Origin of the sequence: Kineococcus sp. TRM81007 (assembly GCF_022669155.1) — a bacterium.
Classification (GTDB): Bacteria; Actinomycetota; Actinomycetes; order Actinomycetales; family Kineococcaceae; genus Kineococcus.
This window is the reverse complement of record NZ_JALBVB010000016.1, coordinates 21,575-40,979: the sequence shown is the minus strand read 5'-3', so window position 1 is coordinate 40,979 and position 19,405 is coordinate 21,575. Positions and strand designations below refer to the sequence as shown.

Annotated in this window: 14 protein-coding genes; 5 read left to right on the top strand and 9 right to left on the bottom strand. The window is 77.5% G+C overall.

Features of this window, described 5'->3' with window-relative positions:
* Positions 1–101: 101 nt before the first annotated feature.
* The 3 genes from MN205_RS00245 (at position 102) to MN205_RS21325 (ending at position 3,644) form a co-directional block, all read left to right on the top strand.
* Positions 102–1,256, top strand: a complete 1,155-nt coding sequence (locus tag MN205_RS00245) for an ROK family transcriptional regulator (protein ID WP_242123144.1) — start codon at positions 102–104, stop codon at positions 1,254–1,256.
* A gap of 76 nt (positions 1,257–1,332) precedes the next feature.
* A complete protein-coding gene (locus tag MN205_RS00240; RefSeq protein ID WP_242123142.1) occupies positions 1,333–2,235 on the top strand; it encodes a BadF/BadG/BcrA/BcrD ATPase family protein in 903 nt (300 codons plus the stop codon).
* A gap of 35 nt (positions 2,236–2,270) precedes the next feature.
* Positions 2,271–3,644, top strand: coding sequence for an MFS transporter (locus MN205_RS21325; RefSeq protein ID WP_242123140.1), 1,374 nt, complete (start codon positions 2,271–2,273; stop codon positions 3,642–3,644).
* Between the two features lie 55 nt (positions 3,645–3,699).
* Here the strand turns inward: MN205_RS21325 and MN205_RS00230 are convergent, their stop codons facing one another.
* From MN205_RS00230 to MN205_RS00210, 5 genes are all read right to left on the bottom strand, one after another.
* Entirely contained in the window at positions 3,700–6,315 is a 2,616-nt protein-coding gene (locus MN205_RS00230; protein WP_242123138.1) for an RNA helicase, read from the bottom strand.
* A 31-nt stretch (positions 6,316–6,346) separates the two neighbouring features.
* A complete protein-coding gene (locus tag MN205_RS00225; protein ID WP_242123136.1) occupies positions 6,347–7,861 on the bottom strand; it encodes a hypothetical protein in 1,515 nt (504 codons plus the stop codon).
* Positions 7,854–8,648, bottom strand: a complete 795-nt coding sequence (locus MN205_RS00220) for a glycosyltransferase (RefSeq protein WP_242123135.1) — start codon at positions 8,646–8,648, stop codon at positions 7,854–7,856. Before MN205_RS00220 ends, MN205_RS00225 begins: the two co-directional genes overlap by 8 nt.
* 10 nt (positions 8,649–8,658) lie before the next feature.
* Entirely contained in the window at positions 8,659–10,905 is a 2,247-nt protein-coding gene (locus tag MN205_RS00215) for a SpoIIE family protein phosphatase (RefSeq protein WP_242123132.1), read from the bottom strand.
* Positions 10,906–11,010: 105 nt separating this feature from the next.
* The gene (locus MN205_RS00210; protein WP_242123131.1) at positions 11,011–11,460 is read right to left on the bottom strand and encodes an ATP-binding protein; all 450 of its coding nucleotides are present in this window, start codon (positions 11,458–11,460) and stop codon (positions 11,011–11,013) included.
* 237 nt (positions 11,461–11,697) lie between these two features.
* On the opposite strand from MN205_RS00210, the gene MN205_RS00205 reads away from it, so the two are divergent.
* Complete coding sequence (locus MN205_RS00205; protein WP_242123129.1) at positions 11,698–12,645, top strand: glucosyl-3-phosphoglycerate synthase; 948 nt, start codon at positions 11,698–11,700, stop codon at positions 12,643–12,645.
* A 204-nt stretch (positions 12,646–12,849) separates the two neighbouring features.
* Here the strand turns inward: MN205_RS00205 and MN205_RS00200 are convergent, their stop codons facing one another.
* From MN205_RS00200 to MN205_RS00185, 4 genes are all read right to left on the bottom strand, one after another.
* The gene (locus tag MN205_RS00200; RefSeq protein ID WP_242123126.1) at positions 12,850–13,173 is read right to left on the bottom strand and encodes a rhodanese-like domain-containing protein; all 324 of its coding nucleotides are present in this window, start codon (positions 13,171–13,173) and stop codon (positions 12,850–12,852) included.
* Complete coding sequence (locus MN205_RS00195; protein ID WP_242123125.1) at positions 13,170–15,266, bottom strand: AAA family ATPase; 2,097 nt, start codon at positions 15,264–15,266, stop codon at positions 13,170–13,172. The genes MN205_RS00200 and MN205_RS00195 overlap by 4 nt, the downstream gene beginning before the upstream one ends.
* Positions 15,267–15,426: 160 nt before the next feature.
* A complete protein-coding gene (locus MN205_RS00190; protein WP_242123123.1) occupies positions 15,427–16,200 on the bottom strand; it encodes an energy-coupling factor transporter transmembrane protein EcfT in 774 nt (257 codons plus the stop codon).
* A complete protein-coding gene (locus tag MN205_RS00185) occupies positions 16,200–18,608 on the bottom strand; it encodes an ABC transporter ATP-binding protein (protein WP_242123120.1) in 2,409 nt (802 codons plus the stop codon). The genes MN205_RS00190 and MN205_RS00185 overlap by 1 nt, the downstream gene beginning before the upstream one ends.
* A 268-nt stretch (positions 18,609–18,876) precedes the next feature.
* On the opposite strand from MN205_RS00185, the gene MN205_RS00180 reads away from it, so the two are divergent.
* The gene (locus MN205_RS00180; RefSeq protein ID WP_242123119.1) at positions 18,877–19,386 is read left to right on the top strand and encodes an SSI family serine proteinase inhibitor; all 510 of its coding nucleotides are present in this window, start codon (positions 18,877–18,879) and stop codon (positions 19,384–19,386) included.
* Positions 19,387–19,405: the final 19 nt, after the last annotated feature.

Here is a 19,405-nt window from a genome sequence, read left to right as displayed (position 1 = left end):
GCGTGATCCAGCCTCGAGATCACCGCCCTTGAAAGCGGGATTGATCCGTGGTTCCATCTCGCACTGATGGAGAAGTCCGGGCCGACGAGGCGGTGAATGGCGTGGCGAGCAGGTCGGCGACCCGGACCGCGACGACCCGCGTCGTCACCGACATCAACCGCACGGCCGTCGTGGACACGCTCCGACAGCACGGCCCCCTCTCCCGCAGCGGCCTGCGCGTGCGCACGGGCCTCAGCCCGGCGACGGTCGACCGCCTGTGCAGCGCCCTGCTCGCCGAGGGCCTCATCGAGCGGGCCGGCGTCGAGAAGTCCCGCGGCGGGCGTCCGTCGACGCTGTTCCGCTCCGCCGACGACCGGCGCGTGGTGGTGGCGGCCGAGGTGACGAGCACGGGCACCCGCGGCCTGCTCGTCAGCGTGGACGGCTCGGTCGTCGCCCGCCGGGCGGGGCCGCGGCACGCCGGCGCCGACGCGGGCCTCGAGGCGGTCCTGCAGCTCGTGGGCGACCTGGTCGAGCACGCGGCGACCCAGCAGCTCGTCGTCCTCGGCACGGCCCTCTCCGTCCCCGGCATCGTGGACGGGGAGGGGCGGGTGCTGCAGTCGGACGAGCTGGGCTGGCAGCGCCTCGCGGTGGGCCCCCTCCTCGAGCACCGCTTCGGGCTGCCGGCCCTGGTGGAGAACAACGCGAACGCCATCGCGCTGGGCGAGTGGTCGCAGGGCGCGGGGGCCGGCACGGACAGCCTGGTCGCCGTGGTGCTCGGCGTCGGCGTCGGCGCCGGGCTGGTGTGCGGGGGGCAGCTGGTGCGCGGCGCCCGGGCGGGCGCCGGCGAGATCGGGTACCTGCTCACCGGCCGCGACGCCTTCGGGCGCGTCTTCGCCCAGCAGGGCGACCTCGAGTCGCGCATCGGCGACGCCGCGGCCCGGCACCGGGGGGACCGGCGCGCCGCCGGCGCCGCCGGGCTCCTCGACGCGGTCGCCGGCGGCGACACGCACGCCGGGGAGCTGGCCGAGGAGCTCCTGGACTACCTGGCCCTGTCGGTCTCGGCCCTGGCCACCGTCTTCGACCCCGAGGTGGTCGTCCTGTCGGGGCTCGCCCCCGAGCACATCGAGGACGTGGCTCGCGCCATCGACCGTCGTCTCACCGGCCGCATCCCCTTCCCGCCGCGCATCGCCGCCGGTCACCTCGGTGACGACGCGCCGCTGCTGGGCGTGGGGGGACTGCTGGCCCGTCGCACGAAAGGCTCCGTCTACCTTGCTTGACGACCGCACCCTGACCGCGGCCCCGCCGAGCCCCCGCCGGGGTTCACCGGGCGGCCGGACCCTGATCGGCGTCGACGTGGGCGGCACGAAGACCCACGTCGCCGTCCTCGCCCCGGGCACCGCGCGGCGCGACGTCGTGGCCCCCTCCGCCGACTGGCGCCGCGGCTCCCTCTTCTCCGACCCGGACAACCTCGCCCGCCTGGCCTCGACGGTCCTCGCGGTCGCCGGTGCGCACGCGAGCCCCGCGGCGCCCCCGGCCGGCGGCACGCACGTCGTCCTCGGCGTGCACGGGGTGGACACCGAGGAGCAGCGCCGCGCGGCCACCGCCGGGCTCTCCCGGCTGCTGCCCGGCACCGTCGACGTCGTCAACGACGCCGAGCTCCTCGGCCCGGCCGCCGGTGTGCGGCCGTGCCTGCAGCTCATCGTCGGGACGGGCGCGGTCGTCCGGGGTCGCGACTCCACCGGGACGGTCGTGACGGCCGACGGGTACGGCGCCGTCCTCGCCGACGACGGCAGCGCGCCCGCGCTGGTGCGCGAGACGGTGCGGGCCGCCCTCAGGCTCGCCGACACGCGGGGACCGGACGCGGCCGCCACCGACCCCGCTGTCGCCCTGCTCACCGCCGCCTACGGCGCCCCCGACCTGCCGACCCTGGCGCTGTCGGTGTCCGCCGAAGCCGCCTACGCCTGGGGGCGGCACGCCCCGCTGGTGTTCGAGGCGCTGGACGCGGGATCCACCGTGGCCCGCGCCGTCGTCGAGCGCGCGGCGCAGGTGCTCGCCGGCAACGTGGCCGCGCTGCGGCACCGGGGCGCCACGGGTTCCGTCGTCGTCGGTGCGGGCGGCGTCCTCACCGCCCAGCCCGTGCTGCAGCAGCAGGTCCGTGAGGAGCTGCGCGCGCGCTGCCCGGAACTGTCCCTGCGCGTGCTGACCACCGCACCGGTCGAGGGCGCCCTGGCCCTGGCCGGCGCCCCGGTCTCCTGACCCGGCTCGCGCACGACGTGGACCGACGTGCGGGTGTGAGCGTGCCCGCCCGCTCACCCTGGTTCCTGCGCGGCCTGGTGCTGGTCGCCTACGCCGTGAACGGCTTCTGCCTGTCGGCGTGGAGCGTCCGGCTGCCGGCCGTCGGCGACGCCACCGGCCTGGGCGCGGACGGCCTGGGGGTGTTCCTCACGGCCGGTGCCGTGGGGACGGTGGCGACCGTCCCCCTGGTCGGTCGCTGGGTGGCCCGCACGGGCCCGGGCAGGGTCTACCTCCTCGCGACGGCGGGTTTCGCCGTCGCCTACACGGCGCTCGCCGTGTCCGTGCACGTCGGCAGCGGCACCGCCCTGGTGGCGGCCAACGTGGTCCACGGCGCCGCGTTCGCCGCGACGAACGTGCCGCAGAGCCTGCTGGGCGCCCGGGCCGAACGGCGGGTCGGGCGCACCGTCCTGCCGCAGTTCCACGCGGTCTACTCCCTGTCCGCGGCGGTGGGCGCGGCCGCCGGCGGCGCGGCCGCCGGTGCCGGGGTCCAGCCCGGCGCCCAGTTCGCCGCCCTCGCGGTCCTGGCGGTCCTCGTGCGGGGTGCGGTGTCCGTGCTGCTGCGCCGCGACCCCGACGCGGGGCCGCCACCCGCCCGGGGCACCGGGAGGGCGGCGCCGCGCACCGGGGTGTGGCTCGAGCCGCAGGTCCTGCTGCTCGGGGTCGTCGTCTTCGCCACCGCGCTGTCCGAGGGCGCTGCCAACAACTGGGTCACCCCCACCCTGGTCGGCTCCTTCCCCGTGACCGAGGGCACGGCGGCCACGGCCGTCTCCCTCTTCCTGTGCGCGCAGACGCTGGGCCGCCTGGCCGGTGGCCGGGTGGTCGACCGCGTCGGCCCGCGGGCCGCGCTGGTCGGCTCGGGCCTGGTCTCGGCCGCGGGGGTGGCCGCGTTCGGCACGGCCCCCGCCCTGTGGGTGTGCTGGGTCGGTGCAGCGGCCTGGGGCCTGGGAGCGGCCCTGTCGGTGCCCGTGGCGATCTCGCTCGTCGCGGGCTCCCCCGACGCACCGCAGCGCATCGCCGCGGTGACGTCGCTGTCGTCGCTGGCCAACGTGGTCGGGCCCCCCCTCATCGGCGCGGCCGCCGGCGTGGTCGGGCTGCGGTGGGCGGTGGGCTCGATCGCCGTCGTCCTGCTGGGCGGCGTGCTGGCAGCGCGTGCGGCCGCGCGACCCGGGACCACCGCGCGCCGTGCGGGCCCGGGCGCGACGGTCCCGACGGGGACGGTGCCGACGGGGACGGTGCCGACGGGGACGGTGCCGACGGGGACGGTGCCGCGGCAGGTGGCGCGCCGGGGGCGCACGTCCTCCCGTGTCGTCCCGGCGGACGGGGGCGACAGCGGGCCCGGTACCGGACGCGGCCGCGAGAGCGCCGGGTGAGCGCAGACCGCTCGCCGTGCGACGGGGACGACCCGGCACGCCCGGGACCGGCGGTTCACATCCGCAGCAGCCCCGCCACCTGCAGCACCGCCGCGCCCGCCTCGTCGGAGGCGTCCAGGTCCACCTCCGCCACGACCGCCCAGTCGCGGTCCCCGGCGGGGTCGTCCAGCACCTGGCGCACGTACCAGCGGCGCGGGGAGCCCTTCGCGTGCGGGCCGGAACCGTCGTCGACCTGCAGCAGGTGCGGTCCGCGCGCGTCCGGGCCGGCGCCGATGGAGTCGTGCTCGGCGTAGTAGGCGTCGAGCTGGTCGGCCCAGGTGTCCTCGTCGGGGGAACCGTCGAGCCGCGCCAGCGCCTCGGGGCGGTCCAGCGCCGCCAGCTCCACGAACCGGAACACGGCGTTGCGCACCAGCACCCGGAACGCGCGCGCGTTCGCGGTGACCGGTGGCGCCTCGTCCTCGGTGGGCGCCGTGGCGGCCGCGACGTCCACGTCGTCGCCGGCGCGCAGCTTCTCCCACTCCGCCAGCAGGCTGGAGTCGGTCTGGCGCACCACCTCGCCGAGCCACTCGACGACGTCGGTGACCTCCTCGGTGCGGGCGTCCTCCGGCACCGTCTGCCGCAGCGCCTTGTAGGCGTCGCTGAGGTAGCGCAGCACCAGGCCCTCGGAGCGGGCCAGCTGGTAGAACGCGACGAAGTCCCCGAACGTCATGGCCCGCTCGAACATGTCGCGCACCACCGACTTCGGGCGCAGCTCGTGGTCGGCCACCCACGGGTTGCCGGCCCGGTACGTCTCGTACGCCGCGCGCAGCGTCTCCTCCAGCGGCTTCGGCCAGGTGACGTCCTCCAGCTGCGCCATCCGCTCCTCGTACTCCAGCCCGTCGGCCTTCATGCGGGCCACGGCCTCGCCCTTGGCCTTGGACTGCTGCGCCAGCAGCACCTTCATCGGGTCGTCCAGGGTGGACTCGATGGCGGTGACCACGTCGAGGGCGTAGGTGGGCGAGTCCTTCTCCAGCAGGTCGTCGACCACGGCGAGCGCGAACGGCGACAGCGGCTGGTTCAGCGCGAAGTCCAGCTGCAGGTCACCGACCAGGCGCACCTGCCGGCCGTCGGCCAGCGGCTCGGGCAGCTTCTCCACGACGCCGGCGTCCAGCAGCGCGCGGAACAGCTCCACCGCGCGGCGCACGTGCTGCAGCTGCCGCTTGCGCGGCTCGTGGTTGTCCAGCAGCAGGTGGCGCATCGCCTCCACCGGGTTCCCGGGGCGCTGCAGGACGTTCAGCAGCATGGAGGTGGTGACCTTGAAGTGGGAGGTGAGCTGCTCCGGCTCGGCCGCGACCAGCTTGTCCATCGTCGCCTGCGACCAGGACACGAAACCCTCGGGCGCCTTGACCCGCTGCACCTTCTTCAGCTTCTTCGGGTCGTCGCCGGCCTTCGCGACGCGGCGGGCGTTCTCCACCTCGTGCTCCGGCGCCTGCACCACGACGGTGCCGGCGGTGTCGAACCCGGCGCGCCCGGCCCGGCCGGCGATCTGGTGGAACTCGCGCGCCCGGTGGTGGCGGGTGCGGCGGCCGTCGAACTTCGTCAGCCCCGCGAACAGCACCGTGCGGATGGGCACGTTGATGCCGACGCCGAGGGTGTCGGTGCCGCAGATGACCTTCAGCAGCCCCGCCTGGGCGAGCGTCTCCACCAGGCGGCGGTACTTCGGCAGCATGCCGGCGTGGTGCACGCCCACGCCCATGCGCAGCAGGCGGGAGAGGACCTTGCCGAAGCCGGAGGCGAAGCGGAAGCCGCCGATCGCCTCGGCGATCGCGTCGCGCTGCTCGCGGGTGGCGACCTTCGCGCTGGTGAGGGCCTGCGCCTGCTCCACCGCGGCGGCCTGGGTGGCGTGCACCACGTACACCGGTGCGCGGTCGGTGGCCAGCAGCTCCTCCACCGTCTCCTGCAGCGGCGTCGTCGCCCACGAGTAGTGCAGCGGCACGGGCCGCTCCACGGACGTGACGACGGCGGTGGCCCGGCCGGTGCGGCGGGTGAGGTCCTCGCGCAGCCAGCCGACGTCGCCGAGGGTGGCGGACATCAGCAGGAACTGCGCCTGCGGCAGCTCGATCAGCGGCACCTGCCACGCCCAGCCGCGGTCCGGGTCGGCGTAGAAGTGGAACTCGTCCATGACGACCTGGCCGATGTCGGCGAACGCGCCCGAGCGCAGCGCCACGTTCGCCAGCACCTCCGCGGTGCAGCACACGATCGGCGCGCCCGCGTTGACGGAGGCGTCGCCGGTCATCATCCCGACGTTCTCCGCGCCGAACGTCTCCACCAGCGCGAAGAACTTCTCGCTCACCAGCGCCTTCAGCGGCGCCGTGTAGAAGGAGCGGATCCCGGCGGTCAGGGCGGCGGCGTGCGCGCCCGCGGCCACCAGCGACTTGCCGGAGCCGGTGGGGGTGGCCAGGACGACGTTGGAGCCGGAGACCACCTCGATGAGGGCCTCCTGCTGCGCCGGGTACAGCTCGATGCCGCCGTCGGACACCCACCCGGCGAACGCCTCGAACACGGCGTCGGGGTCGTCGGCGGCGGCGCTGCCGGGGGCGGGCAGCCGGTCGGTCAGGCGGGAGCGCGCGGAGGTCTCCAGCAGCTCCTCGGACTCGCCGGCGAGCGGGGACGGGGCGGGGGTGGTGGCCATGGCGTGGCCCATCGTCGCACCCGGGGCCGGCTCACGCCGCGCGCGCACCGGCCGCGGCCCACCGCCGCAGCGCCACTCCCAGCGCCAGCGCCGTCAGCAGCGCCGACCACGCCACCCACGGGCCCACCTCGCGCCGGTACCCCAGCGTCACCGCCTCCACGGCCGGGGACATGCCGTCCACCAGCCCCGGCACGTACGCCAGCGCCAGCAGCGTCAGCCGCACCGCCACCACGCGCTCCAGCCACCCGCCGGCCACCCCGGCGGGCGCGGCGGCCGCCAGCGCCAGCGGCCCCCACAGCAGCAGGTCGTACCAGGGCAGCTCGTACGGCGCGGCCAGCAGGTAGCCCAGCGCCAGCACGGCGGTCACGCCCGCCGCGCACCGGCGCCAGCGACCGGGGCTGAACGGCAGCGACCGGGCCCGCCCCACCAGCAGCGGCCACCACAGCACCGCCACCACCGCCATGAGCGCCAGCGTGCCCGGCAGCAGCACCGAGCGCGGCACGCCGGCGTCCACCAGCGGCCGCCACACGGTCGCCAGCGACACGTACCGGCTGGCGGTGCGGGCCTGGTCGTAGGCGTGCGCGCCCGCCCACAGGTGGGCGGGCACCAGCAGCACCAGCGCACCGGTCAGCCCCCGCAGCAGCCAGCCCGTGCCCGGGCCGCCGGTGCGGCGCGCGGCCCACCACGCCACCAGCACCCCGGCGCCCACCGCCCCGTACGGCAGCTTCGTGCCGACCGCCACGGCCAGCGCCGCGCCCGCCGCGAACGGGTACCGCGGCGCCAGCAGCAGCACGCCCACCGCCCCCGCACCCGCCAGCACGTCCGCGTGCGCACCGCCCAGGCCGACGGTCAGCAGCAGCGGGTTCGCCGTCCACAGCACGTGCGCGCGCGCCCGCAGCGCCGGCTGCCCGCGCAGCGCGACGTGCAGGCCGGCGGCCACCGCCGCCCACGCCACCAGCAGCACCAGCTGCCAGCACCACACGGTGGCGCGCACCGACTCCCCGCCCACCAGGGACGTCAGGGCGTGCACGGCCGTGCCCACCGGCCCGTACACCGACGTCGTGGAGCGCCACGGGTCGCGCACCGCCGAGGCGACCGGGTCCGCGCCGCCCGCGAAGGCGTCCGGCGGCTCGGCGTACGGGTCGGCGCCCAGCGCCGCGATGCGCCCGTACGCGGCGTAGCTGAGGTGGTCGGCCGAACCCACCGGCGGCACCAGGGCCGTCGCGACGGCGCCGGTGGCCGCCAGCAGCAGCAGGCGCCGCGGCCGCCACCCCCGCGCCACGGCGGTCAGGCCTGTGAGCACCGCGACGCCACCGGCGAGCACCGAGACCGCCAGCAGGGCGCTGACCAGCGCGGACGACGGCCGCAGCCCCAGGTCCACCGGCAGCACGCCGGGCCCCAGCCCGGGCACCGCCGCCGAGGGCCCGGCCACGGCCACGGCCAGCCAGCACAGCAGGGCGAGCGCCGTGGCACCGCCCGCCGCGGCGGGCAGGCACGACACCCCGGCCACCGCGGCGGCGGACGGGCGCCGGGGCGCCTCAGGCACCGGAGCGGCGGGCGGGCAGCAGCGCACCGGCCGCGCCCCGGCGCAGCAGGGCCCGCGCCACGTCCCGGTACTGCGCCGCGCGGTGCAGCTGCGCGCGCAGGTCGGTGCCGGTGACCCGGTGGTGCAGCTCGCACGGCACCTCCACCACCCGCAGGCCCGCGCGCAGCAGGTCGATCGTCAGGGCCGTCTCCACGCCCCACCCGCGCGCCAGCGGCTGGGCCGCCTCGAACGCCGCACGGGTCAGGCAGCGCATCCCCGACAGCGGCTGCTGCGGCGACCAGCCGGCGGCCGCCAGCGTGCCGCGGCGCGCCAGCCCCACGACGAGGCCGCGCCCGCCGCCGGCGGTGGCCTGCTGCGGCAGGACCGCGATCGTCATGTCCGCCTCACCGGCCAGGACCGGCACCGTCAGCGGCGCGGTGGCCGCCGCGGTCTCCGCCAGGTCCGCGTCGACGAACAGCAGCGGCCGCGGGCCGGTGCCGGGCCGCGGGTTCGCGGCCTCGTGGGCGGCGACGGCACGGGCACCGGTGGTCATCGCCGCGGCCTTGCCGCGGTTGCGCTCGTGGGCGACGACGACGGCCCCGGCCTCGCGCGCCAGCCGGGCGGTGCCGTCGGAGGAGCCGTCGTCGACGACGACGACGAGGTCGGTCACGGGCAGCGCGCGCAGCGCGGTCACGGTGGCGGCGATCCGCTCGGCCTCGTCCTTGGCGGGGACCACGACGGCCACGGTGGGCGACGGCGCGGGGCCCGGCTGCGCGGGCGGCGTCGGGGACGGCTGCGACGGCGGCACGCTGGCGAGGCTAGAGCACGCCGGCGCCGGTGCGGCGCACCGCGAGGACGGTCAGGTCGTCGTCGCCGGGCTCTCCGCTCGTCAGGGCGCGCACCAGGTCGTCGACGAGCTCGGCGAGGGGCGCGCCGCCGCAGCCGGCGACCTGCTGCCGGGCCGCGGCCATCCCCTCGTCCAGGGGGCGGTCGCGCGTCTCCACCAGGCCGTCGGAGAACAGCACCAGCTCCTCCCCCGGTCCCAGCCGCAGCTCCAGCACGCCGTCGCGGGCCCGCGCCCCGGCGCCGTCCAGCAACGCCCCCACGGGTGGCCCGGCCGGCACGTCCAGGTAGCGGGCGGTGCCGCCGGCGAGCAGCAGCGGCGGGGGGTGCCCGGCGGAGGCGGCGAGCGCGGTGCCGTCGCGCGAGAGCAGCACGTAGGCCAGGGTCACGAGGTCGTCCGCACCGGTGGCGGCCGCGCACGCGTCCAGCCCGCGCAGCACGGCGGCCGGGTGCGGGTCCACGAGGGCCAGGGCCCGCACCTGCGCGCGCACCTCACCCATGACGGTCGCGGCCCGCGCCCCCCTGCCCATGACGTCGCCGAGGACCACGGCGACGCGGTCGCCCCCGACGGCGACGAGCTCGGCCCAGTCCCCGCCGACGTCCACGCCGGCGCTGGTCGAGGTGGACCGGTGGGCGAGCAGCCACGGCACGCGCACCAGGGGGCCGGGCTTGAGGGCCTCCTGCAGCACGCGGGCGGTGCCGCGCTCGCGCTCCAGCAGCTCCACCCGGTCCAGGGCGCCGGCGACCTGCCCGGCCAGGGCCAGCAGGAAGCAGCGCTCCTCGTCGTCGAGGACAGCGGCGCCGCCGGCGCAGGCGGCACAGGTGCCGCAGTCCTCGCTGGACCCGATGACGAGGCCGCCGAGGTGGCGGCGCGGGGTGACCAGGGGCAGCACGGCCCAGGCCGCGTCCCCTTCGGCGAGCGCCTCCAGGTAGACCGGGCGCGTCCAGGCGGGCAGGGCCGCGGCGCCGGCGGTGCCGGCGACGTACCAGCCGCCGGCGGCGGCGCACGCCTCGACGTCGCGCAGCAGCTCGGCGGCGGTGCGGTCGCCGCGCACCAGGTGCTCGCGCCGGCCGTCGCGCCGCAGGCGGTGCACGGCCACGGCGCCGCGCGGGCCGCGCTCCTCCTCGAGCAGCGTCAGGCTGGCGCGGGTGGTGCCGGGCAGCTGCAGGCAGGCGCGCAGGGCGGCGTCGACGACGCCGGCGCGGGTGGTGGCCGTGGACAGGGCCGCGGTCAGGCCCTGCAGGGCGCGGGTGCGCCGGCGGGCGCGGACCCGTTCGTCGACGTCCTCGACGGCGCCGACCCACTCCAGGACGGGGCCGGTCGGGTCGTCCGGGTCCACGGGCACCGGCTGCGCGGTGACGGCCAGCCAGCGCCAGCCGGCGGGGGTGCGCACGCGCAGGCGGGCGGTGGCGGCGCGGCCCGCGCGCACGGCGGTGGCGGCCTCGGTGAGCAGGCCCGGCAGGTCCGCCGGGTGCACGTCCGCGGTCCAGCCGCCGCCGAGGAGGTCGCCGTCGCGGCCGGTGAGGGCCCGCCAGCCGGGCAGGTCGCTGGTGAGGCCGCGCCCGGGGGCGGCGGTGAACACGTCGAGGCGCCCGGCCTCGGCGAGGGTGCGGTAGCGCTGCTCGGCGCGCCGGGCGTCGCGGGCGGCGTCGCGGGCGGCGTCGAACAGGCGCGCCCGCTCCACGGCGCAGGCGCACTGCCCGGCGAGGGTGGCGGCCAGCAGCTGCTGCACCTCGTCCAGGGAGCCCTCCCGGGGCAGGCCCACCCGCAGGACGCCGATCAGCCCCGCCTCGGTGAGCATCGGCAGCACCGCCCAGGACCGTTCCCCGGCGGCGACGAGGCGCTCGTTGAGGGGGTCGTCGAAGCGGGCGGCGAGCTCGCCGGGTGAGCGCAGCAGCACCGGGGCGCGGGTGCGGGCGGCCTGCGCGCTGGGGGCGGAGGCGGTCAGCGGCAGGTGGGGGGCTCGCCCCGCCGGGCGGGGGCCGGCGAGGTCGCCACCGGCGGGCACGAGGGCGGTGCCGTCGTCGTCGAGGAGGAAGACGCCGCAGGTGGAGGCGTCCAGCGCCTCCCGCACGGTGGCCAGGACGGCGTCGACCGCGTCGCGCACGGTGAGCGCGGCGGCGAGGCGGGTGGTCGTGCGCTCCAGCAGCCGCAGGTCCGCGACGTCGAGGTGGGGGCGGTGCGGGGGGGCGTCGACAGCGGTGACCGGAGAGCGGTCCACTCGCCCTCCCCCGGTCAGCAGCGCCGGTCGTCTCCAGCTCCGCCGCCCAGTTTATCGCGCTGAGCGATCAGCGTCTGCCGTTCCGTGACCGGCCGGGTGGGGTGCTCAGTGCGGGTGCAGACGGGTGGGCCCGCCGAACGACGCCCACACCGTGCGGCTGAAGTCGTCGAGGTTCTCCACGACCCCCCACTCGTCGGCCAGGCCCTCCACGATGCGCAGGCCCCGCCCGGAGGTCGACCCGTCGTCCACCGAGCGGGCGCTCACCACCCGCCCGGGTGCGCCGCCGTCGGTCACGGCGATCTCCACGTGCGCACCGTCGTCGCACGTGATCAGGCACCGCACGTGGATGCCGCCGTCGCCCAGCGGGCGCGCGTGGCGCACCGAGTTGCCCACGATCTCCGAGACGACGATCTCGATCTCCGCCGTGGCCTCCGCGTCGAGACCCGCCCCGTCCAGCACGCAGCGGACGGCGCGCCTGGCCCTGGGGACAGACGCCGCGTCGTGCTCGAACGACGACCAGTGCGTCGCCGGCACCGGGCCAACACCCGTCGGCATCCGTCCTCCTGACCCAGCCGCCACCTGACGGCACCGTAGGTACCCGAGCCGCCCGGCGACCAAACCTGCGCCGCCGCGGTTCCCCCTCCAGGGTGCTCCCGATCACCCTCCCGGCCCAGCAGCGACCCGCCGGGACCGTGCCGTGTTGCGCGCGTGTGAACTCCGGCCCGCGCACCTGTCACGGCCGCCCCGCGGCGTGCGACGGTGATCGAGCACGCCCCGACCAGGAGGTGACGCGTGAAGCTGCCCGTGCAGGCGTGGTTCGACCGGTCGACGTCCCGGGCGCGGGACTGGCCCGTGTCCCGGCTGCGCGCCGACAAGGGCCGCACCCGCGTCAGCGTGGTGCTGCCGGCGCTGGACGAGGAGCCCACCGTGGGCGGGGTCGTGCGCATGGTGCGCCGCCTGGCGGAGGAGACCGGCCTGGTCGACGAGGTCGTCGTCATGGACTCCGGCTCCACCGACGGCACCGCCGAGGCCGCCGAAGCTGCCGGCGCCGTCGTGCACCACCGCGACGACGTGCTGCCGGAGGTCGGCTCGCGCCCCGGCAAGGGCGAGGTGCTGTGGAAGTCGCTCGCCGTGACCTCCGGCGACGTCGTCGTGTTCGTCGACGCCGACCTGGTGGACCCGCAGCCGCAGCTCGTCACCGGCCTGCTGGGGCCGCTGCTGGCCGACCCGTCCGTCGAGCTCGTCAAGGGCTGCTACGACCGGCCCCTGCAGGGGTCCGGCGACTCCTCCGGCGGCCGCGTCACCGAGCTGGTCGCCCGCCCGCTGCTGGCCCGGTACTTCCCCGAGCTGACCGGGGTGGTGCAGCCGCTGGCCGGGGAGTACGCGGGCCGGCGCCGGCTGCTGGAGGCGGTGCCGTTCGGCGGCGGGTACGGCGTGGAGATCGCGATGCTCATCGACGCGCTGCGCCTGCGCGGCCTCGGGGCCATCGCCCAGGTCGACCTGGGCCGCCGCAGGCACAGCCACCAGGACACCGCCGCGCTGGGGCGGATGGCCGCGCAGATCTCCCACGTCGTGCACGAGCGCGCCCTGGGCGCCACCGGCGACCGCCCGGCGATCACCCAGTTCGCCCGGGACGGGTACGGGCACTACGCCCCCGTCACGCACGTGCTGGACGTCAGCGAACGGCCCCCGATGCTCACCGTGGAGGGGTACGCCGGTCGCGCGGCGAAGGTGTCCTGAGCGTCTCCCGGCCGTGCGCCCCGGTGGTCCGGTCGACTGCGCGGTGGTCGCCCTGGTGGGCCGTCGGTGGTGCTGCGGCCGGCTCTCCGCTCGCGCCGCCGTCCCAGCGCGCGTCACGTCACGACGTGGGCGCGAGCTCCGGACGTCGGGGCACCCCGCCACCCGGCCGAGAACCCGACCGGGAGAACCCCGCCCCCGCGAGGATCAGCGCACGAAGGGCTCGCCCCCCGACTCGGAGACCATGGGGCGGCCGGCGTCCGCCCACGCGCCCATGCCGCCGTCGACGTTGACCACCTCGTAGCCGTTCTGGGAGAGCCACTGCGCCACCCGGAGGGAGCGGCCGCCGGCGCGGCACACGACGTGCAGCTCGCCCTCGGGCAGCTCGCCGAGGCGCTGCGGCACCTCGCCCATGGGGATGTGCAGGGCGCCGTCGGCGTGCCCGGCGACCCACTCGTCGTCCTCGCGGACGTCGAGGATCGTGGCGTCGGCGGGGACGTCGGCGGCGGTGACGGAGGGGACCTCGCTCATGCCGGCGAGCCTACGGCGCGGCGCAGCTGCGCGGGCAGGGGCAGGGCGTGCACGACGGCGAGCGCGGAGACGGCGCGGGTGAGCGCCACGTACAGCCGGCGCAGGCCGGTGCGCTCGTCGGGTTCGCCGGCGACGACGTCGGCGGGTTCGAGCACGACGACCCGGTCGAACTCGAGGCCCTTGACGAGGGTGGCGGGCACGAGGGAGACCCGCTCGGGCAGCTCGTCGCCGGTGGCGGCCTCGTCGAGGCGGGTGGCGGGCACGCCGGCGGCGGCGAGGGCGGCCGCCGCGGCGCCGGTGGTGGCGTCGGCGACGACGAGGCCGATCGAGCCCTCCTCGCGCAGCAGGTCCGCGACGACGGCGACGGCCGCGGCGAGCGCGTCGCCGTCGACGGCGAGGACGTCGAGGCGGCCGGGGTCGGGGCGCACCGAGCGCGGCACGGTCAGCTCGGGGGCGATGGCCGGCAGCAGCCGGGCGGCGTAGTCGATGACGGCGGAGGGGACGCGGAACCCGCGGTCGAGGACCTCGACGTGGCCGCCGGGCTTGCCCAGGTGCTCGAGCACCTCGGGCCACGAGCGCGCCGACCAGGGGGTGGTGCCCTGGGCGATGTCGCCGAGGACGGTGGCGGCGCCGGTGGAGCAGCGCCGCCCGACGGCGCGCAGCTGCATGGGTGAGAGGTCCTGCGCCTCGTCGAGGACGACGTGGGCGCGCGAGGGGGTGCGGGTGAGCTGGTCGGCGATCTCGTCGACCAGGACGGCGTCGGCGTCGGTCCACCTGGCGGTGCCGGCGCTGCGCGGGGGCTTCGCCCACAGCAGCAGGGCCCGTTCGGTGCCGTCGAGGACGCCGCCGGAGCAGGCGGTGAGGAACTCCGCGTCGGACAGCAGCCGGTGCAGGACCTTCGTCGCGTCCTGCGCGGGCAGCAGCCGGTTCACGGCGCGCTTGACGTCGGTGCTGCGGGCCACGGCGTCCTGCACGGCGTCGTCGGGGGAGTCGCCGGCGGCCTCGAAGAGCTGCAGGACGGCGTGGGCGAGGCGCTGCGGCAGCAGGGCGCGGGCGGCCTCGTAGCGGATGCCGCGGCCGGCGAGGTCGTCGAGCAGCTCGCGCACCCGGTACCCGGGGACCCGCCAGCGGCGCGAGCCGCGCGGCAGGACGAACGCGCCGCCGTCGAGGACCTGCGTCGGGTCGCCCACGGCGGACCAGACGGCGCGGCGGACGACCTCGGCCATGCGGGCGTCGCCCTTGAGGGCGGCCACCGCGGCGGGTTCGGCGGCGCGCACGGCCACGTCCTTCCGGCCGCCGCCGGGGGCGGTGACGAGGCCGGCGACGGTGCGCTGCTCGACCCGCACCTCCCCCAGGGCGGGCAGGACCGCGCCGATGTGCTGCAGGAACGCGGCGTTGGGGCCGACGACGAGGACGCCCTGGCGGGTGAGGCGCTCGCGGTGCGCGTACAGCAGCCACGCCGCGCGGTGCAGGCCGACGGCGGTCTTGCCGGTGCCGGGGGCGCCCTGCACGCACACGGTGGTGGACGCGTCGGCGCGCACGAGGGCGTCCTGCTCGGGCTGGATGGTGGCGACGATGTCGCGCATGGGGCCTGAGCGGGGGCGCTCGATCTCGCGGGCGAGGATCGCGGAGGCGCGCTCGTCCTCGCCGGGCACCGGGTCGGTGAGGTGCTCGTCCTCGTGGGCGGTGAGGCGGCCGTGCTCGACGCCGAAGCGGCGGCGCAACCGGACGTCGCCGCGCTCGGCGCGGCTGGCCCGGTAGAACCCGCGGGAGACGTCGGCGCGCCAGTCCACGACGACGGGGTCGCCGGCGGTGTCGGTGACGTGGCGGCGGCCGATGTGCAGCACCTCGCCGGAGTCGTGGTCGGTGCGGCCGAAGAACAGGGCGGTGGACGGGTCGTCCACGAGGCTCGCGGCGCGCCGGTGCAGGGCGAGCGCGAGGGCGGCGTCGGCGAGCGGGTCGCCGCCGTCGGCGGTGAGGGACAGGGCGTGCTCGCGCATGCGGGTCAGCTCGGCGCGGGCGCGGTCGAGGTGGCGCTGCTCGGCGGCGAGCACGTCGGGGGTTCCGGGGGTTTCCCGGGCGGGGGCGGGCACGGTTCCTCCAGGGTTCCGGGGAGCCCGGAGATCCTGCCAGAACCGTTGCACGGCAACAACGTTGCGATCACGGAGCCGTTCGCGGGAGGATTCTCAGGGGACGAGCCGAGGAGCCCGGACCGGCGAAACTCCTCACGGTACCCGCGCGGGGGTGCTCGCGTCAGCCCCCCAGCGCGATCGGGGTGGCCGGCAGCGGACCCCAGCGGGCGAGCGCCGCCCCGGTCACCAGGGCCAGCGCCACCACCACCACGGCGACGTCCGCGACGCCCGGCCGCCCCAGCTGCGGGTCGCCGGCGAAACCCCGCAGCCGCATCGTCGCCATCAGCAGCGGCCCGCGCCGCACCACGCCGAACAGCAGCGGCAGGGACACCTGCAGCGCGTCGCGCACGAACCGCAACGGCCGGCGCGCCTGGAGCCGGACCCCGCGCAGGCGCATGTGCTCCGTGAGCTGCACCGCCTCGGTCAGCGTCGTGTACAGCAGCCGGTAGCACAGGCCCACCGCGAACGAGACGACCGCCGGCAGGCCGAGACCGCGCAGGCCCCGGGCGGTGTCGTCGGGGTCGAGCGCGGAGAACACGCTGACGCTGAGGAGGATCGTGCCCGTCCACGCCAGCACCAGCCGCGCCTCCGCACCGGCCGCGGTCACCAGGCCGCCGAGGTCGCCGGCGGTCAGGGAGTCCCAGCCGCCGATGACGATCAGTGCGGTGAACGTGGGCACGTGGATGCCCCACAGCACCAGCAGCCAGCGCCAGGGGGTGCGCGCCAGCAGCGCGGTCACCAGCCCGGCGACGACGGGCACCAGCATCCACTGCGTGCTGGGGGCCACGAAGACGAAGACGAACAGCAGCGCCAGCACCAGCAGCTTCACGCGCGGGTCGCGGCGGTTCACGACGGTGTCGCGGCCGGTGTAGAGGACGGGGACGCGAGCGGACATCAGGCCTCCCGGGAGGGTGCGGTCGAGGCCGGCACGGCGGTGGCGGCCGGGACGGTCGAGGAGGTGGAGGGGGCGGACAGGGCGTCGACGAGGTCGGCCACGGTGCAGGCCCGCACCCCGACGGCCTCGCCGAGCACCCCGGCGCGCGGCAGGTCCAGCCGCCGCGAGGTCAGCAGCTCGCGGCGGTCGCTGCGCAGCACCTCGCGCAGCGGGCCCTGCACGACGACGGCGCCGTGGTGCAGCAGCGTCACCGTGTCCACGACCTCGGCGAGCGCCTCCACGTCGTGCTCGGTGATCAGGACGGCCGCGCCGCGCGCGCGCAGCTCGGCGACCGCCGCGCGCACCCGTGCCGCGGTCCCCGGACCGAGCCCGGTGAAGGGGGCGTCCAGCACCACGACGGACGGCTCGACCACGAGCGCGGCGGCCAGCGCGACCAGCCGCCGGTGGGCCCGCGGCAGCAGGACGGGGTCGGCGTCGAGGACGTCCTCGGGCAGACCCACCAGCCGGCGGGCGGCCTCGACCCGTTCGGCGACGGCCTCGGTGCGCCCGCGCTCGCGCAGGGAGAACGCGATCTCGTCGCGCACGCGCCGCCGCGACAGGGCCTGGTCGGCGCCCTGCGGCACGGTGGCCACCCGCAGGGCCAGGTCCGCCGGGTGCACGGAGGTGACGTCCTGGTCGTCGACGGCCACCGACCCGGCGACGGGTTCCAGCAGGCCGCCCAGGACCCGCACGAGGGTGCTCTTGCCCGCGCCCGTGCGGCCGACCACGGCGTGCACCTCCCCCGGGCGCACCTCCAGGTCGACGCCGCGCAGGGCCGGGGAGCGGTCGGGGTAGGAGAAGTCCAGGCCGCGCACCCGCACCCGGGGCGCGTCGTGGGCCCACGGCGGCTCGCCGCGGCCGCTGCCGTCCGCACCGCGGCGCCCGTTCCCGTTCCCGTTCCCGTCGCCGCTGCCACTGCCGTCGCCGTCGCGCGCCGGCCGGTGGCCGCGGACCAGGTCGGCGAAGTCCTGCGACGTCAGCGGGGAACCCGCCAGGCCCAGCTCGCGCGCGGCCGTCAGCTCCACGGGGGCGGCCAGGTCCGCCAGCTCGCGCACCCGGTCGTCGACCAGGGGGTCGCTGAGCGTGCCGTCGGCGACGACCCGGCCGGCCGAGAGCACGACCAGCCGTCGCGTGGCCTCCGCCAGCAGCGCGACGTCCTGCTCGACGAGGACGACGGTGGCACCGGCGGCCTCCTCGCGCAGCACCCGCATCAGGCGCTCGCGGTGCTCGCCGTCGAGGTGCCCCACCACCGCGTCCAGGACGAGGATCCGCGGACGGGTCGCGAGGGTCGCGGCGAGGGCCAGCAGGACCTGCTGCCCCTCGGCCAGCTCCCACACCCACCGGCGCGTCAGGTCCTCACCCCCCAGGCCGACGGCCTCGAGCAGCCGGCGCGCCTCGCGCTCGGCCTCCTGCGGGCGGGCGCCGCGGGTGCGCAGCGGCTCGGCGACCTCCGAGATCGCCCGCAGCTGCGTCAGCTGCCCGCCGGGGTCGTCGAAGACGATGCCCACGCCCCCCTCGGCGCGCACCTCACCGCTGACGCGCCCACCGGTCACGTCCGGCAGCAGGCCCGCCAGCGCCATCGCCAGGGTCGTCTTGCCGGCTCCCGGCGGGCCCGCCAGGCCGACGACCTCCCCCTCGGCGAGGCGCAGGTCCACCGCGTCGAGGGCGGGCACGTCGCTGGTCGGGTAGTGGAAGGTCAGCCCGGTGGCGGTGACCGCCCACGGGCCGTCGGCGGCCGGCCCGCCCGCCGCGCGCACGGCGGTGACCCGTTCGGCGGCGGGGTGAGCGCGCGGCACCGGTGCGACGCGGTCGCCGTAGCGGTCGGTGCCGCGGGGCTCGAAACCCAGGTACCGCTCGATGCGCCCGTACAGCACCGGCACCAGGCCGAGCACGGGCAGCACCCCCAGCAGGACGCCGTCGCCGATCGTGTTCCCCACCGCGGACCACACGGCGATGCTCACCAGCTCGGAGTCGAACAGCAGCAGCGAGGACGCCTCCACGACGGCGTGCACGACGGCCGCCAGCAGCGTCGCCACGACCAGCCGGACCCTGCTGAGGGGCCGGTCGCCGGCGACGTACCCGGCGAGGGTGAACGCCGCGAGGTAGCCGACGGCGCCGAGGGCGTCGTCGATCTCGTACCCCTCGAGCATGTCGCGCATGAACTCCCCGCCCATGGCGCCGACCGCCACCGCGAACACGGGCTTGCCGCGCGGCACGAGCACCGCGAGGGCCACGGGGATGAAGAAGGGCTTGGCGTCGATGTCGACCGGGATCTCCGGCACGGCTTCGAGGATCGTCAGGGCCAGGAAGAAGATCGTGGCGCACAGGACCGCCACGATCGTCGTCCTCGCCGAGTCGCTCTCGTCCACGGGCGAACCACCACCGTCGGGCTCTCGGCGCGCGCACACGCACCTCGGGGCTTTCCGGACGTGTTGCACCCACCGGGTGCCCACGGCGGGTGAACGCGGGCCGCGGTTCCGGTGGCGGTCGGGTGGCGCTCCGCGGAACCCGCGGGGACGCCCGGGGACCGGGCCGCGGGGCACCCCCGGCGGGAACCGCGGCGGGTGCTCCCGCGTCCCACCACGGGCGGCGGCCGAGGGGCGGTCGGCGGAGCGGGAGGCGACGATGGTCGGCACGGTGCGACGACGCGCGCCGGGCGCGGTGGCCCTGGCGGCCCTGCTGCTCGCGGGCGGCGCCGCGTGCGGTGAGCAGCAGGCGGGAGGACCCACGGTGAGCAGCACGCCCAGCACGTCCAGCACGTCCGGTGGGGCGACGGCACCCGCCCCGGCAGAGCCGACGTCCCTGACGGTGACGGTCGACGACGGCGCGGGGAGCACGAGCACCTGGACCCTGACCTGCGCGGCGGACGGCACCGCGAGCGGGAACCACCCGGACCCGGCGGCCGCGTGCGCGGCGCTCGCGGCGGCGTCGGAACCGTTCGCCCCGGTGCCGCCGGACACGGCGTGCACGGAGGTGTACGGCGGCCCGCAGCGCGCCACCGTCACGGGCACGTGGGCGGGGCAGGACGTGGACGCGGAGTTCAGCCGAACCGACGGCTGCCAGATCGCGCGCTGGAACGCGCTCGCCGCGCTGCTGAGCCCCGGCGCCGGCACGGCCGGCCCGGAACCCCTCGGCGCACCGTCCTGACCCGCCGCGGAAGCGCCGC

What these genes read in the sequence shown, in the direction of transcription:
- MN205_RS00230 (WP_242123138.1), bottom strand. Translation starts at nt 6,315, where the DNA reads ATGGCCACCACCCCCGCCCCGTCCCCGCTCGCCGGCGAGTCCGAGGAG.
- MN205_RS00210 (WP_242123131.1), bottom strand. Translation starts at nt 11,460, where the DNA reads ATGCCGACGGGTGTTGGCCCGGTGCCGGCGACGCACTGGTCGTCGTTC.
- MN205_RS00200 (WP_242123126.1), bottom strand. Translation starts at nt 13,173, where the DNA reads ATGAGCGAGGTCCCCTCCGTCACCGCCGCCGACGTCCCCGCCGACGCC.
- MN205_RS00190 (WP_242123123.1), bottom strand. Translation starts at nt 16,200, where the DNA reads ATGTCCGCTCGCGTCCCCGTCCTCTACACCGGCCGCGACACCGTCGTG.